Consider the following 22,040-nt stretch of genomic DNA (forward strand, 5'->3'; position numbering starts at 1 on the left):
CGCCCCCTTCACCATGCTCAAATATATACTCCACAGAATTGCACTTTTGATCCCGACGCTTGTCGGCATCACTATCTGTGCCTTCGCCTTCGTCAGGCTGCTGCCTGGCGATCCCATCCTTGCCATGGCCGGCGAACACGGCGTGGCGCCGGCGCGTTACGAGGAACTCAAGGAACAGTTCGGTTACAATCTGCCGATCTGGCAGCAATATGCACGCTATGTCGGCGAGGTCGTGACCGGCGATTTCGGGGTCTCGATTTCATCCAAGCGACCGGTGATGGAAGAGTTCAAGGTCCTCTTTCCCGCAACGATGGAACTGTCGTTCTTCGCCATGATTTTCGCCATGGTGCTCGGCATTCCAGCCGGCATCTTCGCGGCAGTCAAGCGTGGCTCGTGGTTCGATCAGTCGCTGATGGGCACGGCGCTCGTCGGCTATTCCATGCCGATCTTCTGGTGGGGCCTGCTGCTGATCATCTTCTTCTCCGGCTACCTCGGCTGGACACCGGTTTCGGGCCGCATCGGCCTGCAGTTCTTCTTCAAGCCGATCACCGGCTTCATGACCATTGATACCTTGCTCTATGGCAAATGGGATGCGTTCCGCTCGGCGTTGAGCCACCTGGTCCTGCCCTCGATCGTGCTCGGCACCATCCCGCTGGCTGTGATCGCCCGCCAGACGCGTTCGGCCATGCTGGAAGTTCTGGGGGAGGACTATGTCCGCACGGCGCGCGCCAAGGGCCTGTCGCCGTCGCGGGTGGTCGGCCTGCATGCGTTGCGCAATGCGCTCATCCCCGTGGTCACCACTATCGGCCTGCAGGTTGGCACACTGCTTGCCGGCGCCATCCTCACCGAAACCATCTTCGCCTGGCCGGGCATCGGCAAGTGGATGGTCGATTCCATCTTCAAGCGCGACTATGTCGTCGTGCAGTCAGGTCTGCTTTTGATCGCCCTCATCGTCATGGCCGTGAACCTCATCGTCGACGTGCTCTACGCCGTCATCAACCCGCGCATACGGGCCGCGTGATGAGCCAGTCGACTGAAGTCACCGCGCTCGCCGCCGGCAGCCCTGACCGCCTGACAGGGTTCAGGACCTTCTGGCACTATTTCTCCGTCAATCGCGGCGCCGTGATCGGCCTGTTCGTCTTCATCCTGCTGGTGCTGGCGGCGCTGTTTGCGCCGCTGCTCGCGCCCCATGCTCCCGACATTCAGGACAAGACCGCGTTTCTCAGGCCGCCGGCCTGGCAGGCCGGCGGCAGCGCGCAATATCTGCTCGGCACCGATCCGGTCGGCCGCGACATCCTTTCGCGCCTGCTCTACGGCGCGCGTTTTTCGCTGCTCATCGGCGCGGTCGTGGTCACGCTGGCACTCACCGGGGGCATCACGCTTGGTCTGCTGGCCGGCTATTTTCGCGGCTGGGTCGACGTGGCGATCATGCGCCTGATGGACCTCATCCTGGCGTTCCCGTCGCTGCTCCTGGCGCTCGTCCTGGTCACCATCCTTGGGCCAGGCCTGTTCAATGCAATGCTGGCTATTGCGCTCGTCCTGCAGCCGCATTTTGCACGGTTGGTGCGCGCTGCCGTGATGGCGGAGAAGAGCCGCGAGTATGTCGTGGCGGCAAAGGTTGCCGGCGCCGGCCATATCAGGCTGATGCTTCGCACAATCCTGCCGAATTGCCTGGGACCGCTGATCGTCCAGGGCACCTTGTCGTTCTCCAACGCCATTCTCGAAGCGGCGGCCCTCGGCTTCCTCGGCCTCGGTGCCCAGCCGCCGACACCGGAATGGGGTACGATGCTCGCTTCGGCGCGCGAATTCATCCTGCGTGCCTGGTGGGTGGTGACCTTCCCGGGCCTCGCCATTCTCATCACCGTGCTTGCCATCAATCTGATTGGCGACGGCCTGCGCGACGCGCTCGATCCGAAGCTGAGGAGGTCGTGATGGCGCTGCTCGATATCCACAATCTCGTCGTCGAATTCCAGACCGCGTCAGGTCCGTTCCGGGCGGTCGACGGCGTCTCACTGCATGTCGACGAGCGCGAAGTGCTGGCCATCGTCGGTGAATCCGGCTCTGGCAAGTCGGTGTCGATGCTAGCGGTCATGGGCCTGCTGCCATGGACGGCCACGGTCACTGCTGACCGCATGAGCTTCAATGGCCGCGATCTCCTGAAGATGAGCCCGGCCGACCGCCGCAAGATCATCGGCAAGGACATGTCGATGATCTTCCAGGAACCGATGGCCAGCCTCAATCCCTGCTTCACCGTCGGATTCCAGATCGAAGAGGTGCTGCGCTTCCACATGGGTATGGATGGCGCGCAGCGACGGGCCCGCGCCATCGAACTCCTGACGAAGGTCGGTATTGCCGAGCCGGCGGAACGGCTGAACTCGTTCCCGCACCAGATGTCGGGCGGTCAGTGCCAGCGCGTCATGATCGCCATCGCCATCGCTTGCAATCCGAAGCTGCTGATCGCCGACGAGCCGACGACCGCGCTCGACGTCACCATCCAGAAGCAGATCCTCGATCTGTTGGTCTCGCTGCAGGCCAAATACGGCATGGGCCTGATCATGATCACCCACAATATGGGCGTGGTGGCCGAGACCGCCGACCGTGTCATCGTCCAGTACAAGGGCCGCAAGATGGAAGAGGCCGACGTGCTGTCGCTGTTCGAGTCGCCGAAGAGCAACTACACCCGCGCGCTTTTGTCGGCGCTGCCGGAGAATGCCGTCGGCGACCGGCTGCCGACCGTGTCCGACATGCTGTTCGAGCCGGCGCCCTCGGGAGCCGCCGCATGAGCATCAAGGTCGTAGAAGGCAAGAACATCGTGCGCGACTACCATATCGGTGGCGGCTTGTTCCGCGGCCAGCGCACGGTGCACGCGGTCAAAGGCGTCTCCTTCAGCGTCGACAAGGGCAAGACGCTGGCCATCGTCGGTGAAAGCGGCTGCGGCAAGTCGACGCTTGCCCGCATCATCACGCTGATCGATCCTGCAACTTCGGGTGAGCTGTTCATCGACGGCAACAAGGTCGACATCGCCAAAGACGGGCTGAGCAAGGAGATGCGCCGCAAGGTGCAGATCGTCTTCCAGAACCCCTACGGGTCGCTCAACCCGCGCCAGAAGATCGGCGACGTGCTGGGCGAACCGCTGCTGATCAACACCGGCAAGCCGGCTGAGGAACGGCGCGACCTGGCGATGAAGATGCTGAAGAAGGTTGGCCTCGGACCCGAGCACTACAACCGCTATCCGCACATGTTCTCGGGTGGCCAGCGCCAGCGCATCGCCATTGCCCGCGCGCTGATGCTCAACCCGAGCCTGCTGGTGCTCGACGAGCCGGTCTCGGCGCTCGATCTATCGGTGCAGGCGCAGGTGCTCAACCTGCTCGCCGACCTGCAGGACGAGTTCCAGCTGACCTATGTCTTCATCAGCCACGATCTGTCCGTCGTGCGCTATATCGCCGACGATGTGATGGTGATGTATTTCGGCGAAGCGGTCGAATACGGCTCGCGCGAGGAGGTCTTCGCCGATCCCAAGCACAGCTACACCCGGACGCTTTTTGCGGCGACGCCACGTGCAGACGTCGCTTCGATCAAGGCGCGGCTGGCAAAGAAGAAAGCAGCCTAACGCCGCGGCGTCAGGCTGGAGCAATTCAGCTCGCTCACGACAGCTTGGCAATGATGGCGCGCAGTGCCTCGCCGAAACGGTGGATCTCCTCGACCGTGTTGTAGTGGACCAGCGAGGCGCGGATGGCGCCACTGTCCATCGAGAGGTTGAGCCGCTTCATCAGCCGCGGCGCGTACATGTGGCCATCGCGGATGCCGATCTGCATGTCGGCCATCTCCTCGACGATCCTTTGCGGTGACAGTTTGCCGATGTTGAAGCAGAAGGTCGGCACGCGTTCGGTGATGCGGGCCGCGTCGGCAACGCCGTAGATCGTCGCACCGCAATCCTTGAGCACAGCGAGCATCTCGCGTGCCAGCACCAGCTCATAGTCGCGGATGGCGCCCATGCCGGCGACGATGTTGTCGCGCCGCGAACGGTTGTTGGATGGCGCAAGATTGCGGCCGATCAGTTCGAGATACTGCACGGCCGCATCCATGCCCGAGACGTTTTCGTAGATGAAGGTGCCGGCCTCGACCTTGTAGGGCGGCTCGTCGGGGATGAAGTCCTCGCGGAAGGTCGGTAGCCGCTTCAGTGTTTCGAAGCGGCCCCACAGGAAGCCCATATGCGGCGAGAAGTTCTTGTAGCCGGAGCAAACCAGATAATCGCAGTCCCAGGCCTGCACGTCGATCAGCCCGTGTGGCCCATAGTGCACGCAGTCGAGGAACACCTCGGCGCCAGCCGCGTGCGCAATCCTGGCCACGGAAGCAACGTCGACGATCGAGCCGATCGAATGCGCCGTGACCGTGCAGGCGACCAGCCGGGTGCGATCCGAAACCAGCGGGCGCAAATCGTCGACATGCAGATTGCCGTCCTCGCGCATGCGCCACCATTTGAACTTGGCGCCGGCCTGCTCCAGCGCCAGCCAGGTGGCGATGTTGGCGTCGTGGTCCATGTCGGTGATGACGATCTCGTCGCGCTCCTGCAGCATCTGGCTGATGCCGAGGCTGACCAGGCGGATGAATGAGGTGGCGTTCATGCCGAAGCAGATTTCCGCCGGGCTATAGGCGTTGATCAGCAGCGCCACGCTTTCGCGGGCATCGGCGACCGCCTGGTCCACCGTGACGCTGCGGCCATAGCGGCCGCCGCGCTGGACATTGTGTGAAACCAGATGGTTGGTCACCGCGTCGAGCACGCTCTGCGGGATCTGTGCGCCGGCGGCGTTGTCCATGAAGATGAAATCGCCGGCCCGCTGCAGGGCGGGGAACATGGCGCGTATGGTGTCGACGGGGAACGCGGTGGCGTTCGCATTGTCGGTTTGATGCTTGTTCACGGGCAGGCTCCTGCGAAGTGCTTGGCGGATGGGATCAGTTGGCGAGGTCAGCGCGTCTTCTCGGTCTTGAAGCGTTCTTCCAGCAGGCTGACGAGCCGGACCATCGGCCAGAGGAAGATGAGATAGACAAGCGCGGCGCCGATCAGCGGCGAGGGGTTGGCGTAGAGCGACTGCGCGTTGGTCGCTTCCTTGAGCAGCTCCGGCAACGCCACGGTGGAGGCGAGCGAGGTGTCCTTGAACATCGAGACACAGTTGCTGGTCATCGGCGGAATGACCACGCGGATCGCTTGCGGCAGCACCACCTTGCGCAAGGTCAGCAGGAACGGCAGGCCAAGCGCCTGAGACGCCTCGAACTGGCCGCGCGGAATGCTCTCGATGCCTGAGCGGAACACCTCGGCCGAGTAGGCCGACATGACGAAGGCGAAGGCCGTCACCGCGGAGGCCCAGGACGACAAGCGTATGCCGAGAAACGGCAGCGCGTAGTAGATCAGGATCAGCACGACCAGCACCGGCAGCGCGCGGAAGATGTCGGTGTAGCCGACCGCAAGCCACCGCAGCGGCTTGGGCGCATAGAGCCGCACCAGGCTGATCCCCAGGCCGATGGGGATGCCAATACCGATGCTCAATATGCCGAGCAGCAGGGTGTTCAGGAAGCCGCGCAGCAGCGCCGGCAGGCTGGACATGATGACATCGGGGTTGAAGAAGGTGTCCAGCAGCGACATGGGAGCGTTCCCGAACCGTTTTGCGTCCCGTGACGCGAGAGCAAGACCCGAACCCCGAAATCGGTTCTGCCGCATCGACTGCGGTTCCGGGAAGGATCATGAATGAAAACGAGACGTGCCGGCCTTTCGAGCCGGCACGCCTGTGTTCTGTCAGGCGCCGCTCAGGCCTTCGGCAGCGGCATTTCCTTGACGGACGAGGAATCGGCCGGCGCATCGCTGCCGAACCACTTCTTGTGGATGGCGGCCAGCGTGCCGTCCTTCTTCATCGCGGTCAGCGCGTCGTTCAGCTTGCCGAGCAGCGGGTGGTCCTTGGTCATCATCAGGCCGTACTGTTCGCCGGTCTTGATGCGTTCCTTGACGGTCAGGTCCTTCATCTTGGTGAAGGAATACTCCATGCCCGGAATGTCGCTGACGGCCGCATCGACGCGACCGGCGCTGAGATCGAGCAGCAGGTTCTGCTGCGTGTCATAGCCCTTCACGTCGCTGAAGCCGTCGGCTTCCTGATGCGCCTTGACCCAGGTTTCGCCGGTCGAGCCGGACAGCACGCCGACGATCTTGCCTTTGAGGTCGGCTTCGGCCTTGATCGGGCTGTCGGTCTTGGTGGCGATGCCCATGTCGGAATCATAATAGGGCTGCGTGAACGACTGCGACTTCAGCCGCTCAAGCGTGATGGTGATCGACGAGATGGCGACGTCGATGCGCTTCGAGGTGGTGGCGGCGAACAGCGCCTGGAAACCGAGGTCGGCGATATCGGTGGTCATGCCGATGCGCTTGGCGGCTTCGTTGACGATGTCGACTTCAAAACCCTCGAACGTGCCGCTCTCGTTCTTGTACTCGAAGGGCGGATTGGTCGGGTAGGCGCCGACATTGAGCACGTCGGCGGCATAGGCGGTGGCGGGGCCGGTGGCGATGCCGATGGCGGCGGCGAGAAGAAGCAGGTTGCGACGCGTGAAGCTCATTTGTGTTCCCTCTGTTGTTGATCGGGCGGGTTGGTCCCGCACGGTTTTTTGCCGCTCCGCCTCCGGCAGGGCGTCAATTCATGGCAGCGACCATGCGGTCGAGCGCGGTCGCTATCTCTTTGCGTTCTCGGCACACGCACATCCTGAGGAAGGCCGTTGCCGAACTTCCAAAGAGATGGCCGGGTGCCAGCCCGACGCGCGCCGTCTCCAGAATTCTGGCGCAGGCGCGTCGTGCGTCGCTCTCGCCTTCCATGGCAAAGAAGGCATACATGCCGCCACGCGGTTTCGCAGGCAGGACGATGCCAGGTATCTGCGCCAGCCGGTCGTAGGCGAGGTCAAGGCCGGTTCTGATCCGTTGCCTGATCTCCTCGACCAGCGGTTCGCCCTGGCGGATCGCCGCGACAGCGCCGGCCTGGATCGGGGCTGCGGTGCCGCTGTTGACATATTGGGTCATGGCGCCGAGCTGGTCGGCCACTCCCGATGGATGCGTCAGCCAGCCGATGCGCCAGCCGGTCATCGCCCAGGCCTTGGAGAAGCTGTTGACCGACAGCACCCTGTCGCCATCCTCGGCGATCTGCAGGATCGAGGGAGCAACGTCGCCATTGAAATAGAGCCGGCCGTAGACCTCGTCTGAGATGATCCAGATGCCGGTGCGCCGGCTGAAGTCGAGCAGCGCGCGCATCTCCTCGGCTGACGCGGTCCAGCCGGTCGGGTTGGACGGCGTCGACAGGAAGATCGCCCGCGTGCGCGCATCGCATGTCGCGAACAGCCGGTCGAGATCGAGATGCCAGTCACCCCTGTAGTCGAGCGAAAACGGCCTTGGCTCGCCGCCGATCAGGTGGATGGCGTTGTGAATGTTGGGCCACTGCGGCGCGACATAGACGACATTGGTGCCGGTATCGACCAGCAGTTCCAGCGCCAGATACAGCGCCTGCATGCCACCGGGCGTGACCGTGGTGCGTGCGATGGGGATCGGCCGGTCATGGATGCGCGTCTGGTACTCCGACAGCGCTTCATTCAACGGCCCGTGGCCGCGCATGTTGGGAACGTAGAACGTCAGGCCTTCGTCGAAGGCGGCCTTGGCGGCCTCGCGGATGAAAGCGGGCGTCACCATGTCGCCTTCGCCGTACCAGAGCGCGATGACGTCGCCGAGTTCGCGCGCCCGCACGGCAAGGTTGGCGATGTTCTCGGTGTGTAGGTCACGAATTTGGGCGCGCACGCCGTCGAAAGCATAGCGCGCGCTGGACGATGACTGGGGCAGCATGAACGACAAGGACTGAAACCCTCTCCCACCGGAGGCACCACGATGGACTGCCGGCAAGCCCGTCCGGCACCGCCGTCGCCATCGATTTTGGAATGCTTATCCAAAGTGCGGCGCTTTTCAAGGCGAAAGTTTTAAGCTTAAAAAGTTTGGTCGGCCTGTTGCCCTGTCGATACGCCTTTTCGCGCTAGCTGCGCCCGTCTCGCACCAGTTCGGCACGCGCAGCGGAGGTGCTGGCGGCAGCACCCGCACCGAGAAACATCGTATCGCTGGCCAGCACGAAGAAGCTGGCACCGATGGCTGCCCACTGGGCCGCGTCCTGCGGCTTTGCGCAGAAGATGCCTGACGTCCTGCCGTGAGCAACCGTCAGGCCGATGATCCTGCGGATCGCCTCGGTGAGCTTGTCGGCACCTTTAGGTCCGATCGCATTGATCGACACCGAAAGATCGCCGGGACCGACGAAGATCACGTCGACGCCGTCGACGGCGGCGATCGCCTCGATGTTGGCCAGCCCTTCCGATGTCTCGACCTGGACCGCGACGACGATCCTGTCATTGGCGCCGGCAAGATATTCGGGAATGCGATAGCCATAGCCGGCGGCACGGCCGGGTCCGACGCCGCGCTCGCCCTGCGGCGGATAGCGCGAGGCTTTGACGGCCATCGCCGCCTGGGCGGCGGTCGAGACGCGTGGGATCAGCACGCCTTGCGCACCGCTGTCCAGCGCTGCCTGGATGGCTTCCGGTGCATGGCCGGGAACGCGCACCATCGCCGGCACGCGATGCACGTCGGCCGCGCGCACCATGGCCTCGATCATGTCGCGCGAGATCTGGGCATGCTCCCAGTCGATGCAGAGGAAATCGAGGCCGGACTGCGCCATCACTTCGACCGCGACGGGATGGGGAATGGCCACAAAGGAACCGACGAGGTTCGCCTTGCCGATGCACTTCTGGCGGAACTCGCTCATGCCCATCCCCTTTCTCGCTCTGCCGGAATCCATATCCGCAAACGGCGGTCAAGCGAAGCTATTTCAGGCTTGAAATATTTTCGCGCGGGCCTAGCGTATGCTCTCCCGCCGCGAGTTCCATTCATGATCAAAGCGCATCCCCTGCACGGCCCGAACAAGCTGAAGCTCGGCGTCTTTTCGACCAATGCCGATGGCGGGCTTGCCATCACCGAAGTGCCGGAACGTTGGACGGCGAGTTGGCAGGACAACCTGACGGCGGCGCAGATCGCCGACCGCGCCGGGCTGGAGTTCATGCTGCCGATCGCCCGCTGGCGTGGTTTCGGCGGCCGCAACAAGGTGCGCGAGTGGTCGTTCGAGACCTTCACCTGGGCGGCGGCACTTGCCGTGGCCACCGAACAGATCGGCCTGTTCATGACCGTGCACGTGCCGCTGGTGCATCCGCTCTACGCCGCCAAGGCGCTGGCGACGGTCGACCATATCAGCCAGGGCCGCGCCGGCCTCAACATCGTCTGCGGCTGGAACCCGAAGGAATTCGGCATGTTCGGCACGCCGCTGGTGGAAAAGGGCTACGACCAGGCGGCTGAATGGATCGAAATCCTCGAAAAGCTTTACGCCTCGGCCGAGCCTCTCGACTATGAGGGCACCTATTATCGCCTCAAGGAGGCGGTGAGCCGGCCGGCCAGCCTGCAAGTTCCGCGCCCGGTGACCATGAACGCCGCTTTCGGCGGGCCGGGCCGCGATTTCGCCGCAGCCAGATGCGACTATCTGTTCACGACTTTTTCGGAAATGTCTGACGCCGGCAAGCACGTCGCCGACATTCGCGAGCGCGCCGACAAGGTGGGCCGCGATGTCGGCGTCTACACGGTGGCGCATGTCGTCTGCCGCCCGACGATGGAAGAGGCGCGGGCGTACTACACGCGCTATGCCGTTGATATGGCCGACCATGATGCGGTCGATGCCCATATGGCCGGCAAGAAGGAATTCTCGCAATCGCACGACCCGCACGCCTATGACCGCTACCGGCAGCGTTTCGCCGGCGGCGCCGGCACCTATCCGCTGATCGGCACGCCGGAAACGATTGCCGCCGACATGATCGCCATTGCCGGGCAGGGCTATCAAGGCATCGCGCTGTCCTTCGTCAATTACACGCAGGAGCTGCCCTATTTCTGCGATCACGTATTGCCCATTCTGAGGAAGGCTGGGCTTCGCGAATAATTTATTCCGGAGTAACCAACTGGTTATTCCGGAATGACCGCCGTGGCCTGGATCTCGACCTTGGCCCGGTCCTCGACCAGCGCCATCACCTGCATGGCCGCCATCGCCGGAAAATGCCGGCCGATGACCTCGCGATAGGCCTCGCCGATACCCCTGAGGTTGGCGAGGTATTCGGCCTTGTCGGTGAAATACCAGGTCATCGCGGTGATGTGCTGCGGCCCGGCGCCGGCCTCGCCCAGCACCGCCACGATGTTCAGAAGTGTCTGCCGCACCTGGCCGACAAAGTCGTCGGTTTCGAACTGGCACTGCCCGTTCCAGCCGACCTGTCCGCCGACGAAGACGAGCTTGCCGCGCGCCGCAACGCCATTGGCGTAGCCGACAGGTTTTGCCCAGCCTTCCGGCTGCAGGATCTCGTGCATTCAAAACCTCCCGGTAGTCCAAATCCCAATTCTCAAAAATCGGATGCTCGTCAATTTCCTGCCGTCAGGCCGCGCCCATCACCTGCCGCGCAATCACCACTTTCTGCACGTCCGAGGCACCCTCGTAGATGCGCAGCGCGCGGATCTCGCGATACAGGCTTTCGACGATGTGACCCTTGCGAACGCCGTCGCCGCCATGCAGTTGCACCGCCTTGTCGATCACCTCTTGCGCCTTGTCGGTGGCGAACAGCTTGGCCATCGCCGCTTCGCGGGTGACCCGCGCCGCGCCCATGTCCTTGGTCCAAGCGGCGCGGTAGACCAGAAGCGCTGCCGCATCGACGTCCAGCGCCATATCGGCGATATGACCCTGCACCATCTGCAGTTCGGCCATCGGCGCGCCGAACAATTTGCGCTCTGCCACCCGTTTGATGCTTTCATCGAGCGCACGGCGGGCAAAGCCGAGCGCTGCCGCACCGACGGTCGAGCGGAACACGTCGAGCACCGACATGGCGATGCGGAAGCCGTCGCCGGGCTTGCCGATCAGCGCCGCGGCGGGGAGACGGACCTTGTCGAACGACAGGCGTGCCAGCGGATGCGGCGCGATCACTTCGAGGCGTTCGGCGATGCCAAGGCCCTTGGCGTCGCCCGGCACGAGGAAAGCGGAGAGCCCCTTCGCGCCCGGCGCCTCGCCGGTACGGGCAAAGACGACATAGAGATCGGCGATGCCGCCATTGGATATCCAGGTCTTCTCGCCCGACAAAATGTAGCTGTCGCCATCGCGGCTCGCCGTCATCTCGGTGTTGGCGACGTCCGATCCGGAGCGCGGCTCCGACAGGGCGAAGGCGGAAATCGCCTTGCCGGCGCGTGTCTTTGCCAGCCATTGCTGCTGCTCGGGCGAGCCGAACAGGCTGAGCGCGCCGGTGCCAAGCCCTTGCATGGCGAAGGCGAAATCGGCGAGCCCGTCATGGCGGGCGAGCGTCTCGCGCGTGATGCACAGCGTGCGCACGTCGAGTGGTCCCGGATTGTTTGTATCGAGCGCTGTCGGCTTGAGCCAGCCGTCACTGCCGAGCTTGCCCACCAACTCACGGCAGGCGGCATCGACGTCATGGTGGGCGACCGGCAGGTTTGTCGTGCACCATGCCTCAAGCCGTTCGGCCAGTTCGCGATGGCGATCCTCGAAGAACGGCCAGGAGAGGAAACTCTTGTCAGCCATCAACTGCCCTCGAACACCGGCTTTTCCTTGGCCACGAACGCCTTGTAGGCGCGCTCGAAATCGCGCGTTTGCATGCAGATCGCTTGCGCCTGCGCTTCGGCCTCGATCGCCTGGTCGAGGCCCATCGACCATTCCTGGTTGAGCTGCGTCTTGGTGATGCCGTGGGCGAAGGTCGGGCCGGAGACGATGCGCGCCGCCATGTCGACCGCGTCGGCCTCCAGCGAGGCGGCATCAACCAGCCGGTTGTAGAAACCCCAGCGCTCGCCTTCCGCCGCCGTCATGGTGCGGCCGGTGTAAAGCAGCTCGGCGGCGCGGCCCTGGCCGATGATGCGCGGCAGGATCGCACAGGCGCCCATGTCGCAGCCGGCGAGGCCGACGCGGGTGAACAGGAACGCCGTCTTGGCTTCCGGCGTGGCGATGCGGATATCGGAGCTCATGGCGATGATGGCACCGGCGCCGACCGCAACGCCGTCGACGGCCGCAATGATCGGCTTGCCGCAATTCAGCATCGCCTTGACGAAATCGCCGGTCATGCGGGTGAAGGCCAAGAGCTGCTTCATGTCCATCTTGACCAGCGGGCCGATGATGTCGTGGACATCGCCGCCGGAGCAGAAATTGCCGCCATTGGACAGGAACACCACGGCGTCGACGTCGTCGGCGTAGACGAGGTCGCGGAACATGTCGCGCAACTCGGCGTAGCTGTCGAAAGTCAGTGGGTTCTTGCGCTCCGGCCGGTCGAGCCGAACCCTTGCGATCCTGCCCTCGACCTGCCATTGGAAATGCTTCGGCTTGCGGCCGGCCATCCCGGTCATTCGCGTCCCTCCCAGTTGCTGCGGAACGAGGTCAGCATGCCGGTCAGCCGGCGCGCGTCGTCCTCGCTTACCTTACCCAGCAATTCACCGATCCAGCCCTCATGCGCCGCGGCGATGGTGGCGAAGGCCTGCGAGCCCTCCTCGGTCAGCCGCACCATCGAGGTGCGACGATCGCCATTGCGCCTGGCGCGGGCGACAAGTCCCTCCGATACGAGCCGGTCGACAATGCCAGTGACATTGCCGTTGGACACCAGCAGGAAGCGCGACAGGTCGCTCATCAGCATGCCCTCCGGTGCTCGATAGAGTGCGGCCATCACGTCGAAGCGCGGCAGCGTCGTGTTGAACTCCTTCTTCAGACGCTCGCGCAGCTCCGCCTCGATCGTGCGCGAGGCACGCAGCAACCTTATCCAGAGGCGCAGCCGGTCCTTGCCGGGTCCGGTCGGCGCGGGCAGCGGGCCGGCTACCATGTTTCGCCTCCTGAGATGGAAATCGTCTGTCCGGTGATCGACGCCGCCGCATCGCCGCACAGCCACAGCACGGCAGCGGCAATTTCTTGCGGCTGGATGAAGCGGCCTTGCGGATTGGTCGAGGCAAGGCTCGACCGCGCCTGCTCGGCCGAACGGCCGGTCGTTTCGATGATGCGCTGGATGGACTCCTCCAACATCTCGGTTTCGACGAAACCCGGGCACACCGCGTTGACGGTGACGCCGGATTTGGCCGTCTCGGCCGCCAGCGCCCGCATCAGGCCGATGACGCCATGCTTGGCGGCGACATAGGGCGCGACATAGGCGTAGCCCTTCAGGCCGGCCGTCGAAGCGATGAAGACGATCCGGCCTGTCTTTCGCGCCGCCATGCCGGCCAGCGCCGGCTTCGCGGTCAGGAAGGCTCCGGTCAGGTTGACATCGAGCGTCCGTTGCCAGTCGGCAAGCGTGGTCTTGTGCGCCGGTGTGCTGCCGGCCATGCCGGCATTGGCGATGACGATGTCGAAGGGTCCGCGCGCGGCTTCAGCCGTCTCGTAGAGCGACACCATTGCCGCCTCATTGGTGACATCGGCGGCGATGCCGAAGATGCGGTCGTGTTCGCCAGCCACCTTGGCGAGTTCCGTTTCGCGGCGGCCGCAAATGGTCACGTCGATGCCCGCGTCCGCCAGCGCCAGCGCGATCGCCCGGCCGACGCCGGAGCCGCCGCCGGTGACCAGCGCATGCTTGCCCGCGATCGTCTTGGCGGCCGTCATACTTTCAGCCCCGCCGCGGCGTCGCGCTCGGCCAGCCGGTAGAGCTGGTCGCGCCCGGGCAGATAGGGGTCTGGCCATTTGACGCCGCGGTCGCCGAGCGTTACCGCCGCGTGCAGCGTCCAGTAGGGATCGGCGAGATGCGACCGCGCCAGCGCCACCAGGTCGGCGCGGCCGGCCATCAGGATCGAATTGACATGGTCCGGCTCGTAGATGTTGCCGACCGCCATTGTTGCCATGCCGACCTCGTTGCGGATGCGGTCGGAAAACGGCGTCTGGAACATGCGGCCGTAGACCGGCTTTGCCAATGCTGAGGTCTGGCCCGCTGAGACGTCGCAGATGTCGACCCCGGCCTCATGCAGCAGCCGCGCGATCTCGACCGCATCGGCCGGCGTCACGCCCTCGATGCCGACCCAGTCATTGGCCGAAATGCGCATCGAGATCGGCTTGTCCGCCGGCCAGGCGGCGCGAACCGCATGGAAGATTTCGAGGGGGTAGCGCATGCGGTTTTCGAGCGAGCCGCCATAGGCGTCGGTGCGCCGGTTGGTGACCGGCGTGATGAAGGATGACAGGAGATAGCCGTGCGCGGCATGGATCTCGAGCATGTCGAAGCCGCAGCGATTGGCCATTTCGGCCGAGGCCACGAATTCGTCGCGCACTTTGTCCATGTCGGCGCGGTCCATCGCCTTCGGCACCTGGTTCTGCGGCGACCACGCCACGGCCGATGCCGCCATCACCGGCCAGTTGCCTGAGCTAAGCGGCACGTCTGTGCCCTCCCAGCCGAGCCGGGTCGAACCCTTGGCGCCGGAATGGCCGACCTGGGCGCAGATCTTCGCCTCGGTCTCGGCGTGGACGAAATCGACCAGCCGCTTCCATGCCACCTCATGTTCGGGTGCATAGAACCCGGGACAGCCTGGTGTGATGCGCCCCTCGGGACTGACGCAGGTCATCTCGATATAGATGAGGCCGGCGCCGCCCTTGGCGCGCTCGGCATAATGGGTGAAATGCCAGTCGGTCGGGCAGCCGTCGATGGCTTTGTACTGTGCCATTGGTGAGACGACGATGCGGTTCTGCAGCGCCATGTCGCGCAGCTTGAACGGTGCGAACATCGGCGCGCGGCGCAGGCTGTTGCCGCCGGCGCCCGCCTGGCGTTGGAACCATTCCTCCGCGCCGCCCAGCCATTCGGCATCGCGCAGCCGCAAATTTTCGTGGCTGATGCGCTGCGAGCGGGTCAAAAGCGAATAGTTGAACTGCACCGGATCGAGGCCGAGATAGCGCTCGACCTCCTCGAACCATTCGAGCGAATTGCGCGCCGCCGATTGCAGCTTCAGCACCTCGGTGCGGCGGGCATCCTCATATTTGCGGAACGCTGCATCCAGATCCGGCTCGGACTCGACATATTCGGCCAGCGCCACCGCACTCTCCAGCGCCAGCTTGGTGCCCGAGCCGATCGAGAAATGCGCCGATGCCGCCGCATCGCCCATCAGTGCGAGGTTCTTGTAGGACCAGCGCTCGCACAGCACGCGCGGGAAATTGATCCAGGCCGAACCGCGGATGTGGTTGGCATTGGTCATCAGCGCATGGCCGCCGAGGTGCCTGGCGAAGATGCGCTCGCAGACTGCGATCGATTCCTGCTGCGACATCGCGCCGAAGCCGAAGGCCTGCCATGTCTGTTCGCTGCACTCGACGATGAACGTCGCCGTGTCGCTGTCGAACTGGTAGGCGTGCGCCCACACCCAGCCATGCTCCGTCTTCTCGAAGATGAAGGTGAAGGCGTCGTCGAATTTCTGGTTGGTGCCGAGCCAGACGAACTTGCATTTGCGGGTGTCGATGTCGGGCTTGAAGATGTCGACGAAGGTGTTGCGCGCCCTGGAATTCAGGCCGTCGGCGGCGACGACCAGATCATGCGTCTCCATGTAAGGCTTGGGGTCGGCGATGTCGGTCTCGAACATCAGCTTGACGCCGAGTTCGCGCGCGCGCCGCTGCAGCAGGACCAGCAGCCGCTTGCGGCCGATGCCGCAGAAACCGTGGCCGGTCGAGACCGTGCGCACGCCATCATGGATGACGGCGATGTCGTCCCAGTAGGCGAAGTGCTTCTTGATCCAGACGGCACTGACCGGATCGTTCTTCGACAGATTGTCGAGCGTCTCGGCCGACAGCACGACGCCCCAGCCGAACGTGTCGTCGGCGCGGTTGCGCTCGAACACCGTCACCTCGTGCGCGGCGTCCCTCAGTTTCATCGAAATGGCAAAGTAGAGGCCGGCTGGTCCGCCGCCGAGAACCGCAACCTTCATCTGTGCGATCTCCTCTTCGCTTGCTGGTTTCAGTATCGCGCCGGAGGTAAATTATTTCAAGCTTAAAGTTTCACGTTGAAACGATTATCCGAAGGTGACGAAGGCGCGCTTGCGTGTCATTGCGCAAGCACGCCCTCCAATCATTTTTCCGGGTTCTTTGGGTTCCACAGCACGGTCTCGGCACCCTTCTCATAGGCCATCCCGTCGGGATAGCTGATCGCTTCCAGCTGCAGCCCCCAGGGCGCCTGGAAGTAGAGGATGGTCTGGCCGGCAGCTGGCCCTTCCTTCACCGGCAGCGGCCCCAATCGAGTCTTGACACCCTTGCCATCGAGATATGCCTTGGCCGCTGCGACATCGTCGACATAGAAGGCGATGTGGAAGCCGCCAATGTCGCTGTTCTTCGGCGTCAGGTCCTTTTGGTCGGGCGCGGTGTATTTGAACAACTCGATGTTCGATCCATAGCCGCAGCGGACCATGGTGACCTGCTCGATCACCGCTTTCGGATCGACGCCCAGCAGATCCTGCATGAACGTACCCTTGTCGTCGGCGAACGGGCCGAACGACATCGCCTTCTTGCAGCCGACCACTTCGGTGAAGAAGTCGACCGCCTGCTCCATGTCGGGAACCGTGATGCCCGTGTGATCGTGGCCGCGCATTCCGGGTATCGAACTGGCGGTGGCCATTCCGGCGCCGCCAAGCACAGTGGCGGCGAGCGTCACGTTTCGAAGTATCGTCTTCATGTCAGTCCTCCTCCATTGGCGGGACCTCGTCATTGCCCGTCGCACGTCCGAAGCCCGCTTTTCGGCGTGCGTTTGTGTTCATGTCGGCGCCTTGGCAGCGGAAGGGATGTCCAGCCACCCGGCATCGATTTCCGGCAGCGGAATGGCTGAGATCAGGTCGCGCGTGTAAGCCTGCCTTGGGTTGTCGAACAAGGCGTCGGTGGCGCTGGCTTCGACAATCACACCTTCGCGCATGACGATCACTTGCCGGCACAACCGCCGGATGACAGACAAATCGTGGCTGATGAAGGCAACGGTCAGGCCCATCTCGGCGGCCAGGCTCTCCAGCAAGGTGAGGATCTGCGCCTGTGTCGACACGTCGAGGCCGGAGACGATCTCGTCGGCCAGCACGAACTTCGGCGACAGCGACAGCGCGCGCGCAATGCCGACGCGCTGGCGCTGGCCGCCCGACAGTTCGTGGCGATAGCGGCTGGCGAAGCTTTGCGGCAGGCCGACACGCTGCAGTGCCTCGGCGACGCGGGTCTTCAGATTGTCGCCAAGGCCGTTCTGCTTGAGTGGCGCGGCGATGATGCTGGCAATGGTGCGGCGCGGATTGAGCGACGACATCGGATCCTGGAAGATCATCTGCAGGTTGCGGCGCAGTGGCCTGAGCTCCGCCTCCGGCAGATGCGTGATATCGCGGCCATCGAAGCTGACGCTGCCAGCGCTGGGCTCCAGCAACCGCACCAGAGCACGGCCGAGTGTCGACTTGCCGGATCCGGATTCGCCGACGATGCCGGTCACCGAGCCCCTGGGCAGGTCGAAATCCAGGCCTTTCAGAATCTCGGCCAGCGGCGCTCGGCCGATCAATGGCTTGCGCGTCATGTCGGGCAAAGCGACCTTCAGCCCGCGTACGGAAAACAGCGGCTCAGCCATGGGGCCGCCTCCAAGCCTGGTCGGCAGCGGCGACCTCCGCGGCCAGTCCGGCCAGCACCGCCTCATCCACCGGCTTCAGCGAGGCGAATGGGTCGGTGTAGCGCGGCGTGGCTGCCATCAGCGCGCGCGTATAGGGGTGCTGCGGCGCGGCGAAGAGGGCTGCCGTCTCGGCTTCCTCCACCACCTTGCCGGCATAAAGCACCGAGACTTTTTGGCTGATCTTGGCGACGACGCCGAGATCATGGGTGACGAACAGGATCGCGGTGCCGTGTTCGCGCTGCAACTGCACGATCAGCCGCAAGATCTGTTTCTGCACGGTGACGTCGAGTGCAGTCGTCGGCTCGTCGGCGACGATCAGCCGTGGTTCGGCGGCGAAGGCGGCGGCAATCAGCACCCGCTGGCGCATGCCACCGGACAGCTCGTGCGGATAGCTTTTCAGCACACGGTCAGGGTCGCGGATCTGCACCTCGTCCAGCAACTGGCGAATTCGGGTATCGGCCCTCTCGCCACTCCAGCCGAGGATGCGCACCAGCCGGTCGGTCATCTGCGGACTGATGCGGCGCGACGGGTTGAGCGCGGTCAGCGGGTCCTGCGGGATCAGCGCCGTGCGAGCGCCGATCAGCGTGCGCCTTGCCTTGGGCTGCAGTCTGCCGAGGTCCTCGCCCTCAAGCCTAATATCGCCTTCGACGATGCGCACGCTCGACGGCAAGACGCCGAGCACTGCCTTGCCGATCATCGTCTTGCCGGCGCCGCTCTCGCCGACCAGCGCGCGGACCTCGCCGGGTTGAACGGCAAGCGACACCGAGCGCAGCACGCGCTGGCCGTTCGGCAGCACGGCGCTCAAGCCGCTGATGTCGAGACAGGCGCTCATCGCAGCACCGGGTCGAAACGCGTCTTCAGCGCCTCGCCGAACTGGCTGAACGACAGCACGGTGAGGATCAGCGTGATCAGCGGAAACACCAGCACCCACCAGGCTTGATGGATCGACAGCCGGCCCTCGGCTATGATGCCGCCCCAGGTCGGATCGTCGGTCGAGATCGACAAATTGACGAAGGACAGGATCGCCTCGACGATGACGGCGATGCCCATTTCCAGCGACAGCAGTGCGACGATCGACGGCACCACATTGGGCAGCACTTCGCGTAGCATGATGCCGATGCGGCCATAGCCGGCGATGCGGGCATTCTCGACATAGTCCATGCGCGACTGGCCCATCGCTTCGGCGCGGATCACCCGGCAGAAGCGCGTCCAGTCGATGACGGCGATGGCGATGATGACGGAACTCAGGCCGGTGCCGAGCACGGCGACCAAAAGGATGGCGAACAGCACTGGCGGAAACGCCATCCAGACATCGACGATGCGCGAGATGATGCGGTCGGCCCAGCCGCCGAAATAGCCTGATATCAGACCCAGCGTCGAGCCGACCAGGCACGCGCCGATCGAAGCTGCGAAGGCGACGACAAAGGCGATGCGGGCGCCGAAGATCAGCCTGGACAGAAGATCGCGGCCGAGGCTGTCGGTGCCGAGCCAGTAACCGGGCTCGGCACCGGCCATCCAGAACGGCGGCAGCCGCTCCAGCATCAGATCCTGCGCCAGCGGGTCCTGCGGCGCGACCAGTGGTGCGAAGATCGCCGCCAGCAGCGCGAGCAGCAGCCAGCCGCCGGCCAACCACAGGCGTGGGGATACGCGACGCCTGGGAGCACGGACCTCATCCATGGCGCAGCCTCGGATTGAGCAGCGCATACATCATGTCGACGGTGAGGTTGATCAGCACGAACAGCAGCGCGAAGACCAGCACGATGCCTTGGATCAGCGGCAGGTCGCGGTTGATGACCGCATCGATCGCCATGTTGCCGAGGCCTTCATAGGAAAACAGCCGCTCGACGATGACCGTGCCGCCGATCAGGAAGGTGAACTGCACGCCGATAAGGGTCAGCGTCGGCAGCGCCGCGTTCTTCAGCGCCTCGCGCAGGATGACCTGCGTTTCCGAAAACCCCTTCACCCGCGCCAGCACGACATAGTCGAGGTCGAGCACTTCCTTCAGCGACTGCTTCAGCAGCTGCGAGATGATCGCCGCCAAGGGCAATGCCAGCGCCACCGCCGGCATCAGCATGTGTTTCAGGAGATCCCATGTGAGATCGAAGCGCAGCCGCAATATGCTCTCGAACAGATAGAACTGGCTGACGAAGGGCAGGTCGAGTTGCGGCGACACCCGGCCGGAAATGTCGAAGATCGGTACCAGCACGCCGAACAAGAGGATCAGCACCAGGCCCCACAGGAAATCGGGAATGGAAAGGGCGGCACCGCTGGCGATGTCGATGCCGGCCTCGACTGCCGTGCCGCGCTCGCGTGCGCCGAGGATTGCCGTCGTGCCGCCGACCGTCACCGCCATGACGAGGGCAACGATGGCGAGTTCAAGCGTCGCCGGTAGCCGATTGAAGACAAGGCCGAGCACATCCTGCCGCAACGAGATCGAGGTGCCGAAATCACCCCTGACAACGCCGGACAGCCAGATGAAGAACTGCTGCACGATGGTTTTGTCGAGACCGTAGAGTGCGCGCAGCCGGGCGATGTCGGCATCCGTGGCGCCGGGCGGGAGCATCATTGCGATCGGATCGCCCGGCGCGACGCGGATCACGACAAAGACGACGACGGCCACGCCGAACAGCGTGATCAGCATCGTCAGGAGACGGATCAGGAATCTTTGCAGGAGCATGTAAATCTTTGCAGGAGCCCGCAGGCTCGAATGCCCTGATGGAAAATGCGCGCCGTCGCAGGCGACGGCGCGCGGCAATCCCGGGTCGATATCAGGCCGGGGTCATCAGTGCCGGCAGCAGCGCGCCGGAAATGTGCTGCACGACATTGACTCCCTTGGCATGCACGATCGGCTGCGCGAACTGCAGCACCGGCAGCACATAGGCCTCCTCGGCGATGTACTTGTCGACAGCCTTCCAGCCGGCGATGCGCTTGGCCTCGTCTTTCTCGCCCCAGAGCGGCCCGATCTTGGCATCGAGATCGTCCGTCTTCCACGATGAATGCGGGGAAGGGCCGAACATAGCGAACCCGGTCGACGTGGTCGGATCGCCAATGGCATTGCCCCAGTTGTAGAAGGCCGCCGGTGCCAGCTTGTGGGCGGCGCGCAGTTCGTAGTGCTTGGCGATCTCATAGACTTCGATCGTCGCCTCGATGCCGACCTTGCGCCACATGCCGACGATCGCCTGCACCATCTCGTAATCCTTGGGCTTGAAGCCCTTGGTCGTCTGGATGGTGAATTTCGCCGGCTTCTCCGGCGAGTATCCGGACGCAGCCAGCAGTTCCTTGGCCTTTTCCGGATTGTGCTCGACCTTGATTGACGGGTCGAAAGCCGCGTACTCGGGCGTTTCCAGCGTATCGATCGGCTTGCCGTAGCCGCGCAGCAACCGCTTGACCAGGAGCTCCTTGTCCACCGCCATGACGGCTGCCTGGCGGACGTTCTTGTCCAGCATGGCGTCCTTGTTGTTGAAGAAGATCATGCCGATGTCGGAGACGTTCTTGCACGAGCCGGCCAACCCGTCCTTGGCGATCAGCCGGTCATACTCCTCATAGGGAATTTCGAGCGTCACCTGCGAGGAACCGGACTCGATTTCGGCAACGCGGCTCGCCGCGTCGGTGACGAACTTGATCGTGACGTTCTCGAATGCTGGCTTGCCACCCCAATAGTTCGGATTGGCCTTCAGCCGCAGGAAAGCGTTGCGCTCGAACTTTTCGACCATGTAGGGGCCGGTGCCGATCGGCGCCTTCTCGAAACCTTCGGGACCGACCTTCTCGTAGTACGCCTTGGGCATGATGTAGCCGGTCAGGAACGACATCCATTTGAAATACACCGGGTCGAACTGCACGACATCGCCGGTGATCTTGTTGCCGTCGATCTTGAAGTTGTTGACGTTCTTCCAGACGAACTGGATCGGATTGCCGGTCTTTTGGTCGCCTGCCCGCTGCAGCGACCAGACGACGTCCTCGGGTGTGAACGGCGAGCCGTCATGCCAGGTCACGCCTTCGCGCACCGTCATCGTGATCTTGGTGCGGTCGTCGTTCCAGCCCCATTCGGTGAGCAGGCCGGGCGCGAAGGACAGGTCGGGCTTCTGCGGGATGAACTGGTCGAACACCGACTGGTAGAGCCCCTGGATCGTCGGATTGACGGCCGAAGGCCCGGTGGTCGGATCCCAGGACGGCAGGTTGACGTTGTAGGCGATCGTCAGTTCGCCGGCTGCCGCCTGGGCGATCTGCGGCAGGCCGACGGCGGCCACTCCAAGTGCAGCGGCACTGTATCCGAGCAATTCGCGTCTGTTGATTGTCATGGTCGTTCCCCTTGTTGGTTTATTGTCTTTGCGCAGCAA

At 63.9% G+C, this 22,040-nt stretch carries 22 protein-coding genes; 5 read left to right on the plus strand and 17 right to left on the minus strand.

All coding sequences use genetic code 11. The annotated features are described in order from the left end of the window. Positions 1–13 precede the first annotated feature (13 nt). Genes AC1D10_RS13780 through AC1D10_RS13795 form a run of 4 tightly spaced genes read left to right on the plus strand, consistent with a single transcriptional unit; the run spans position 14 to position 3,610 of the window. On the plus strand, positions 14–1,021 hold the full coding sequence (locus AC1D10_RS13780) for an ABC transporter permease subunit (RefSeq protein WP_477272537.1): 1,008 nt from the start codon (positions 14–16) through the stop codon (positions 1,019–1,021). Further along, positions 1,021–1,932: an ABC transporter permease subunit gene (locus AC1D10_RS13785; RefSeq protein WP_477272539.1), complete on the plus strand. Its 912-nt coding sequence runs from the start codon at positions 1,021–1,023 to the stop codon at positions 1,930–1,932. The genes AC1D10_RS13780 and AC1D10_RS13785 overlap by 1 nt, the downstream gene beginning before the upstream one ends. After that, positions 1,932–2,783, plus strand: a complete 852-nt coding sequence (locus AC1D10_RS13790; RefSeq protein ID WP_477272541.1) for an ABC transporter ATP-binding protein — start codon at positions 1,932–1,934, stop codon at positions 2,781–2,783. The genes AC1D10_RS13785 and AC1D10_RS13790 overlap by 1 nt, the downstream gene beginning before the upstream one ends. Next, positions 2,780–3,610 carry a dipeptide ABC transporter ATP-binding protein gene (locus AC1D10_RS13795; RefSeq protein WP_477272543.1) on the plus strand — a complete coding sequence of 277 codons (831 nt, stop codon included), beginning with the start codon at positions 2,780–2,782 and terminating at the stop codon, positions 3,608–3,610. Before AC1D10_RS13790 ends, AC1D10_RS13795 begins: the two co-directional genes overlap by 4 nt. 34 nt (positions 3,611–3,644) lie before the next feature. Here the strand turns inward: AC1D10_RS13795 and AC1D10_RS13800 are convergent, their stop codons facing one another. The 5 genes from AC1D10_RS13800 to AC1D10_RS13820 form a co-directional block, all read right to left on the minus strand. After that, positions 3,645–4,919: a cysteine desulfurase-like protein gene (locus AC1D10_RS13800; RefSeq protein WP_477272545.1), complete on the minus strand. Its 1,275-nt coding sequence runs from the start codon at positions 4,917–4,919 to the stop codon at positions 3,645–3,647. A 47-nt stretch (positions 4,920–4,966) separates the two neighbouring features. Next, on the minus strand, positions 4,967–5,641 hold the full coding sequence (locus AC1D10_RS13805) for an amino acid ABC transporter permease (RefSeq protein ID WP_379101655.1): 675 nt from the start codon (positions 5,639–5,641) through the stop codon (positions 4,967–4,969). 161 nt (positions 5,642–5,802) lie between these two features. Then, on the minus strand, positions 5,803–6,600 hold the full coding sequence (locus AC1D10_RS13810) for an ABC transporter substrate-binding protein (RefSeq protein WP_477272548.1): 798 nt from the start codon (positions 6,598–6,600) through the stop codon (positions 5,803–5,805). A 73-nt stretch (positions 6,601–6,673) separates the two neighbouring features. Further along, positions 6,674–7,864, minus strand: a complete 1,191-nt coding sequence (locus tag AC1D10_RS13815) for a pyridoxal phosphate-dependent aminotransferase (protein ID WP_477273102.1) — start codon at positions 7,862–7,864, stop codon at positions 6,674–6,676. Positions 7,865–8,048: 184 nt separating this feature from the next. Next, complete coding sequence (locus AC1D10_RS13820; RefSeq protein WP_477272550.1) at positions 8,049–8,825, minus strand: HpcH/HpaI aldolase family protein; 777 nt, start codon at positions 8,823–8,825, stop codon at positions 8,049–8,051. A 123-nt stretch (positions 8,826–8,948) separates the two neighbouring features. On the opposite strand from AC1D10_RS13820, the gene AC1D10_RS13825 reads away from it, so the two are divergent. Beyond that, complete coding sequence (locus tag AC1D10_RS13825) at positions 8,949–10,040, plus strand: LLM class flavin-dependent oxidoreductase (RefSeq protein ID WP_477272552.1); 1,092 nt, start codon at positions 8,949–8,951, stop codon at positions 10,038–10,040. Positions 10,041–10,063: 23 nt separating this feature from the next. Here the strand turns inward: AC1D10_RS13825 and AC1D10_RS13830 are convergent, their stop codons facing one another. The 12 genes from AC1D10_RS13830 to AC1D10_RS13885 form a co-directional block, all read right to left on the minus strand. Beyond that, the gene (locus AC1D10_RS13830) at positions 10,064–10,459 is read right to left on the minus strand and encodes a RidA family protein (protein WP_477272554.1); all 396 of its coding nucleotides are present in this window, start codon (positions 10,457–10,459) and stop codon (positions 10,064–10,066) included. A 64-nt stretch (positions 10,460–10,523) separates the two neighbouring features. Next, positions 10,524–11,672, minus strand: a complete 1,149-nt coding sequence (locus AC1D10_RS13835) for an acyl-CoA dehydrogenase family protein (RefSeq protein WP_477272556.1) — start codon at positions 11,670–11,672, stop codon at positions 10,524–10,526. Beyond that, on the minus strand, positions 11,672–12,484 hold the full coding sequence (locus AC1D10_RS13840) for an enoyl-CoA hydratase family protein (protein ID WP_477272558.1): 813 nt from the start codon (positions 12,482–12,484) through the stop codon (positions 11,672–11,674). Before AC1D10_RS13840 ends, AC1D10_RS13835 begins: the two co-directional genes overlap by 1 nt. Beyond that, positions 12,481–12,951 (minus strand): MarR family winged helix-turn-helix transcriptional regulator, encoded by a 471-nt coding sequence (locus tag AC1D10_RS13845; RefSeq protein WP_477272560.1) that lies wholly within the window; start codon positions 12,949–12,951, stop codon positions 12,481–12,483. The genes AC1D10_RS13840 and AC1D10_RS13845 overlap by 4 nt, the downstream gene beginning before the upstream one ends. Beyond that, positions 12,945–13,718 (minus strand): SDR family NAD(P)-dependent oxidoreductase, encoded by a 774-nt coding sequence (locus tag AC1D10_RS13850; RefSeq protein WP_477272562.1) that lies wholly within the window; start codon positions 13,716–13,718, stop codon positions 12,945–12,947. Before AC1D10_RS13850 ends, AC1D10_RS13845 begins: the two co-directional genes overlap by 7 nt. Further along, positions 13,715–16,009, minus strand: coding sequence for a bifunctional salicylyl-CoA 5-hydroxylase/oxidoreductase (locus AC1D10_RS13855; RefSeq protein WP_477272564.1), 2,295 nt, complete (start codon positions 16,007–16,009; stop codon positions 13,715–13,717). The genes AC1D10_RS13850 and AC1D10_RS13855 overlap by 4 nt, the downstream gene beginning before the upstream one ends. A gap of 140 nt (positions 16,010–16,149) precedes the next feature. Next, positions 16,150–16,749 carry a VOC family protein gene (locus AC1D10_RS13860; RefSeq protein ID WP_477272566.1) on the minus strand — a complete coding sequence of 200 codons (600 nt, stop codon included), beginning with the start codon at positions 16,747–16,749 and terminating at the stop codon, positions 16,150–16,152. A gap of 78 nt (positions 16,750–16,827) precedes the next feature. Then, on the minus strand, positions 16,828–17,664 hold the full coding sequence (locus tag AC1D10_RS13865; protein WP_477272568.1) for an ATP-binding cassette domain-containing protein: 837 nt from the start codon (positions 17,662–17,664) through the stop codon (positions 16,828–16,830). Further along, positions 17,657–18,535 (minus strand): ABC transporter ATP-binding protein, encoded by an 879-nt coding sequence (locus tag AC1D10_RS13870; protein ID WP_477272570.1) that lies wholly within the window; start codon positions 18,533–18,535, stop codon positions 17,657–17,659. Before AC1D10_RS13870 ends, AC1D10_RS13865 begins: the two co-directional genes overlap by 8 nt. After that, entirely contained in the window at positions 18,532–19,380 is an 849-nt protein-coding gene (locus AC1D10_RS13875; protein ID WP_477272572.1) for an ABC transporter permease, read from the minus strand. Before AC1D10_RS13875 ends, AC1D10_RS13870 begins: the two co-directional genes overlap by 4 nt. Then, positions 19,373–20,380, minus strand: a complete 1,008-nt coding sequence (locus AC1D10_RS13880) for an ABC transporter permease (RefSeq protein ID WP_477272574.1) — start codon at positions 20,378–20,380, stop codon at positions 19,373–19,375. The genes AC1D10_RS13875 and AC1D10_RS13880 overlap by 8 nt, the downstream gene beginning before the upstream one ends. A 91-nt stretch (positions 20,381–20,471) precedes the next feature. Further along, positions 20,472–22,001 (minus strand): ABC transporter substrate-binding protein, encoded by a 1,530-nt coding sequence (locus AC1D10_RS13885; protein WP_477272576.1) that lies wholly within the window; start codon positions 21,999–22,001, stop codon positions 20,472–20,474. Positions 22,002–22,040: the final 39 nt, after the last annotated feature.

This window comes from Mesorhizobium sp. P2_A8 (genome assembly GCF_056404935.1).

Bases quoted from the DNA above. Each gene is read 5' to 3' on its own strand.
- AC1D10_RS13870 (WP_477272570.1), bottom strand. From the start codon at position 18,535: ATGAGCGCCTGTCTCGACATCAGCGGCTTGAGCGCCGTGCTGCCGAAC.
- AC1D10_RS13835 (WP_477272556.1), bottom strand. From the start codon at position 11,672: ATGGCTGACAAGAGTTTCCTCTCCTGGCCGTTCTTCGAGGATCGCCAT.
- AC1D10_RS13880 (WP_477272574.1), bottom strand. From the start codon at position 20,380: ATGCTCCTGCAAAGATTCCTGATCCGTCTCCTGACGATGCTGATCACG.
- AC1D10_RS13810 (WP_477272548.1), bottom strand. From the start codon at position 6,600: ATGAGCTTCACGCGTCGCAACCTGCTTCTTCTCGCCGCCGCCATCGGC.
- AC1D10_RS13790 (WP_477272541.1), top strand. From the start codon at position 1,932: ATGGCGCTGCTCGATATCCACAATCTCGTCGTCGAATTCCAGACCGCG.
- AC1D10_RS13780 (WP_477272537.1), top strand. From the start codon at position 14: ATGCTCAAATATATACTCCACAGAATTGCACTTTTGATCCCGACGCTT.
- AC1D10_RS13840 (WP_477272558.1), bottom strand. From the start codon at position 12,484: ATGACCGGGATGGCCGGCCGCAAGCCGAAGCATTTCCAATGGCAGGTC.
- AC1D10_RS13795 (WP_477272543.1), top strand. From the start codon at position 2,780: ATGAGCATCAAGGTCGTAGAAGGCAAGAACATCGTGCGCGACTACCAT.
- AC1D10_RS13845 (WP_477272560.1), bottom strand. From the start codon at position 12,951: ATGGTAGCCGGCCCGCTGCCCGCGCCGACCGGACCCGGCAAGGACCGG.
- AC1D10_RS13815 (WP_477273102.1), bottom strand. From the start codon at position 7,864: ATGCTGCCCCAGTCATCGTCCAGCGCGCGCTATGCTTTCGACGGCGTG.
- AC1D10_RS13875 (WP_477272572.1), bottom strand. From the start codon at position 19,380: ATGGATGAGGTCCGTGCTCCCAGGCGTCGCGTATCCCCACGCCTGTGG.
- AC1D10_RS13850 (WP_477272562.1), bottom strand. From the start codon at position 13,718: ATGACGGCCGCCAAGACGATCGCGGGCAAGCATGCGCTGGTCACCGGC.
- AC1D10_RS13855 (WP_477272564.1), bottom strand. From the start codon at position 16,009: ATGAAGGTTGCGGTTCTCGGCGGCGGACCAGCCGGCCTCTACTTTGCC.
- AC1D10_RS13865 (WP_477272568.1), bottom strand. From the start codon at position 17,664: ATGGCTGAGCCGCTGTTTTCCGTACGCGGGCTGAAGGTCGCTTTGCCC.
- AC1D10_RS13820 (WP_477272550.1), bottom strand. From the start codon at position 8,825: ATGAGCGAGTTCCGCCAGAAGTGCATCGGCAAGGCGAACCTCGTCGGT.
- AC1D10_RS13860 (WP_477272566.1), bottom strand. From the start codon at position 16,749: ATGAAGACGATACTTCGAAACGTGACGCTCGCCGCCACTGTGCTTGGC.
- AC1D10_RS13885 (WP_477272576.1), bottom strand. From the start codon at position 22,001: ATGACAATCAACAGACGCGAATTGCTCGGATACAGTGCCGCTGCACTT.
- AC1D10_RS13805 (WP_379101655.1), bottom strand. From the start codon at position 5,641: ATGTCGCTGCTGGACACCTTCTTCAACCCCGATGTCATCATGTCCAGC.
- AC1D10_RS13785 (WP_477272539.1), top strand. From the start codon at position 1,021: ATGAGCCAGTCGACTGAAGTCACCGCGCTCGCCGCCGGCAGCCCTGAC.
- AC1D10_RS13830 (WP_477272554.1), bottom strand. From the start codon at position 10,459: ATGCACGAGATCCTGCAGCCGGAAGGCTGGGCAAAACCTGTCGGCTAC.
- AC1D10_RS13825 (WP_477272552.1), top strand. From the start codon at position 8,949: ATGATCAAAGCGCATCCCCTGCACGGCCCGAACAAGCTGAAGCTCGGC.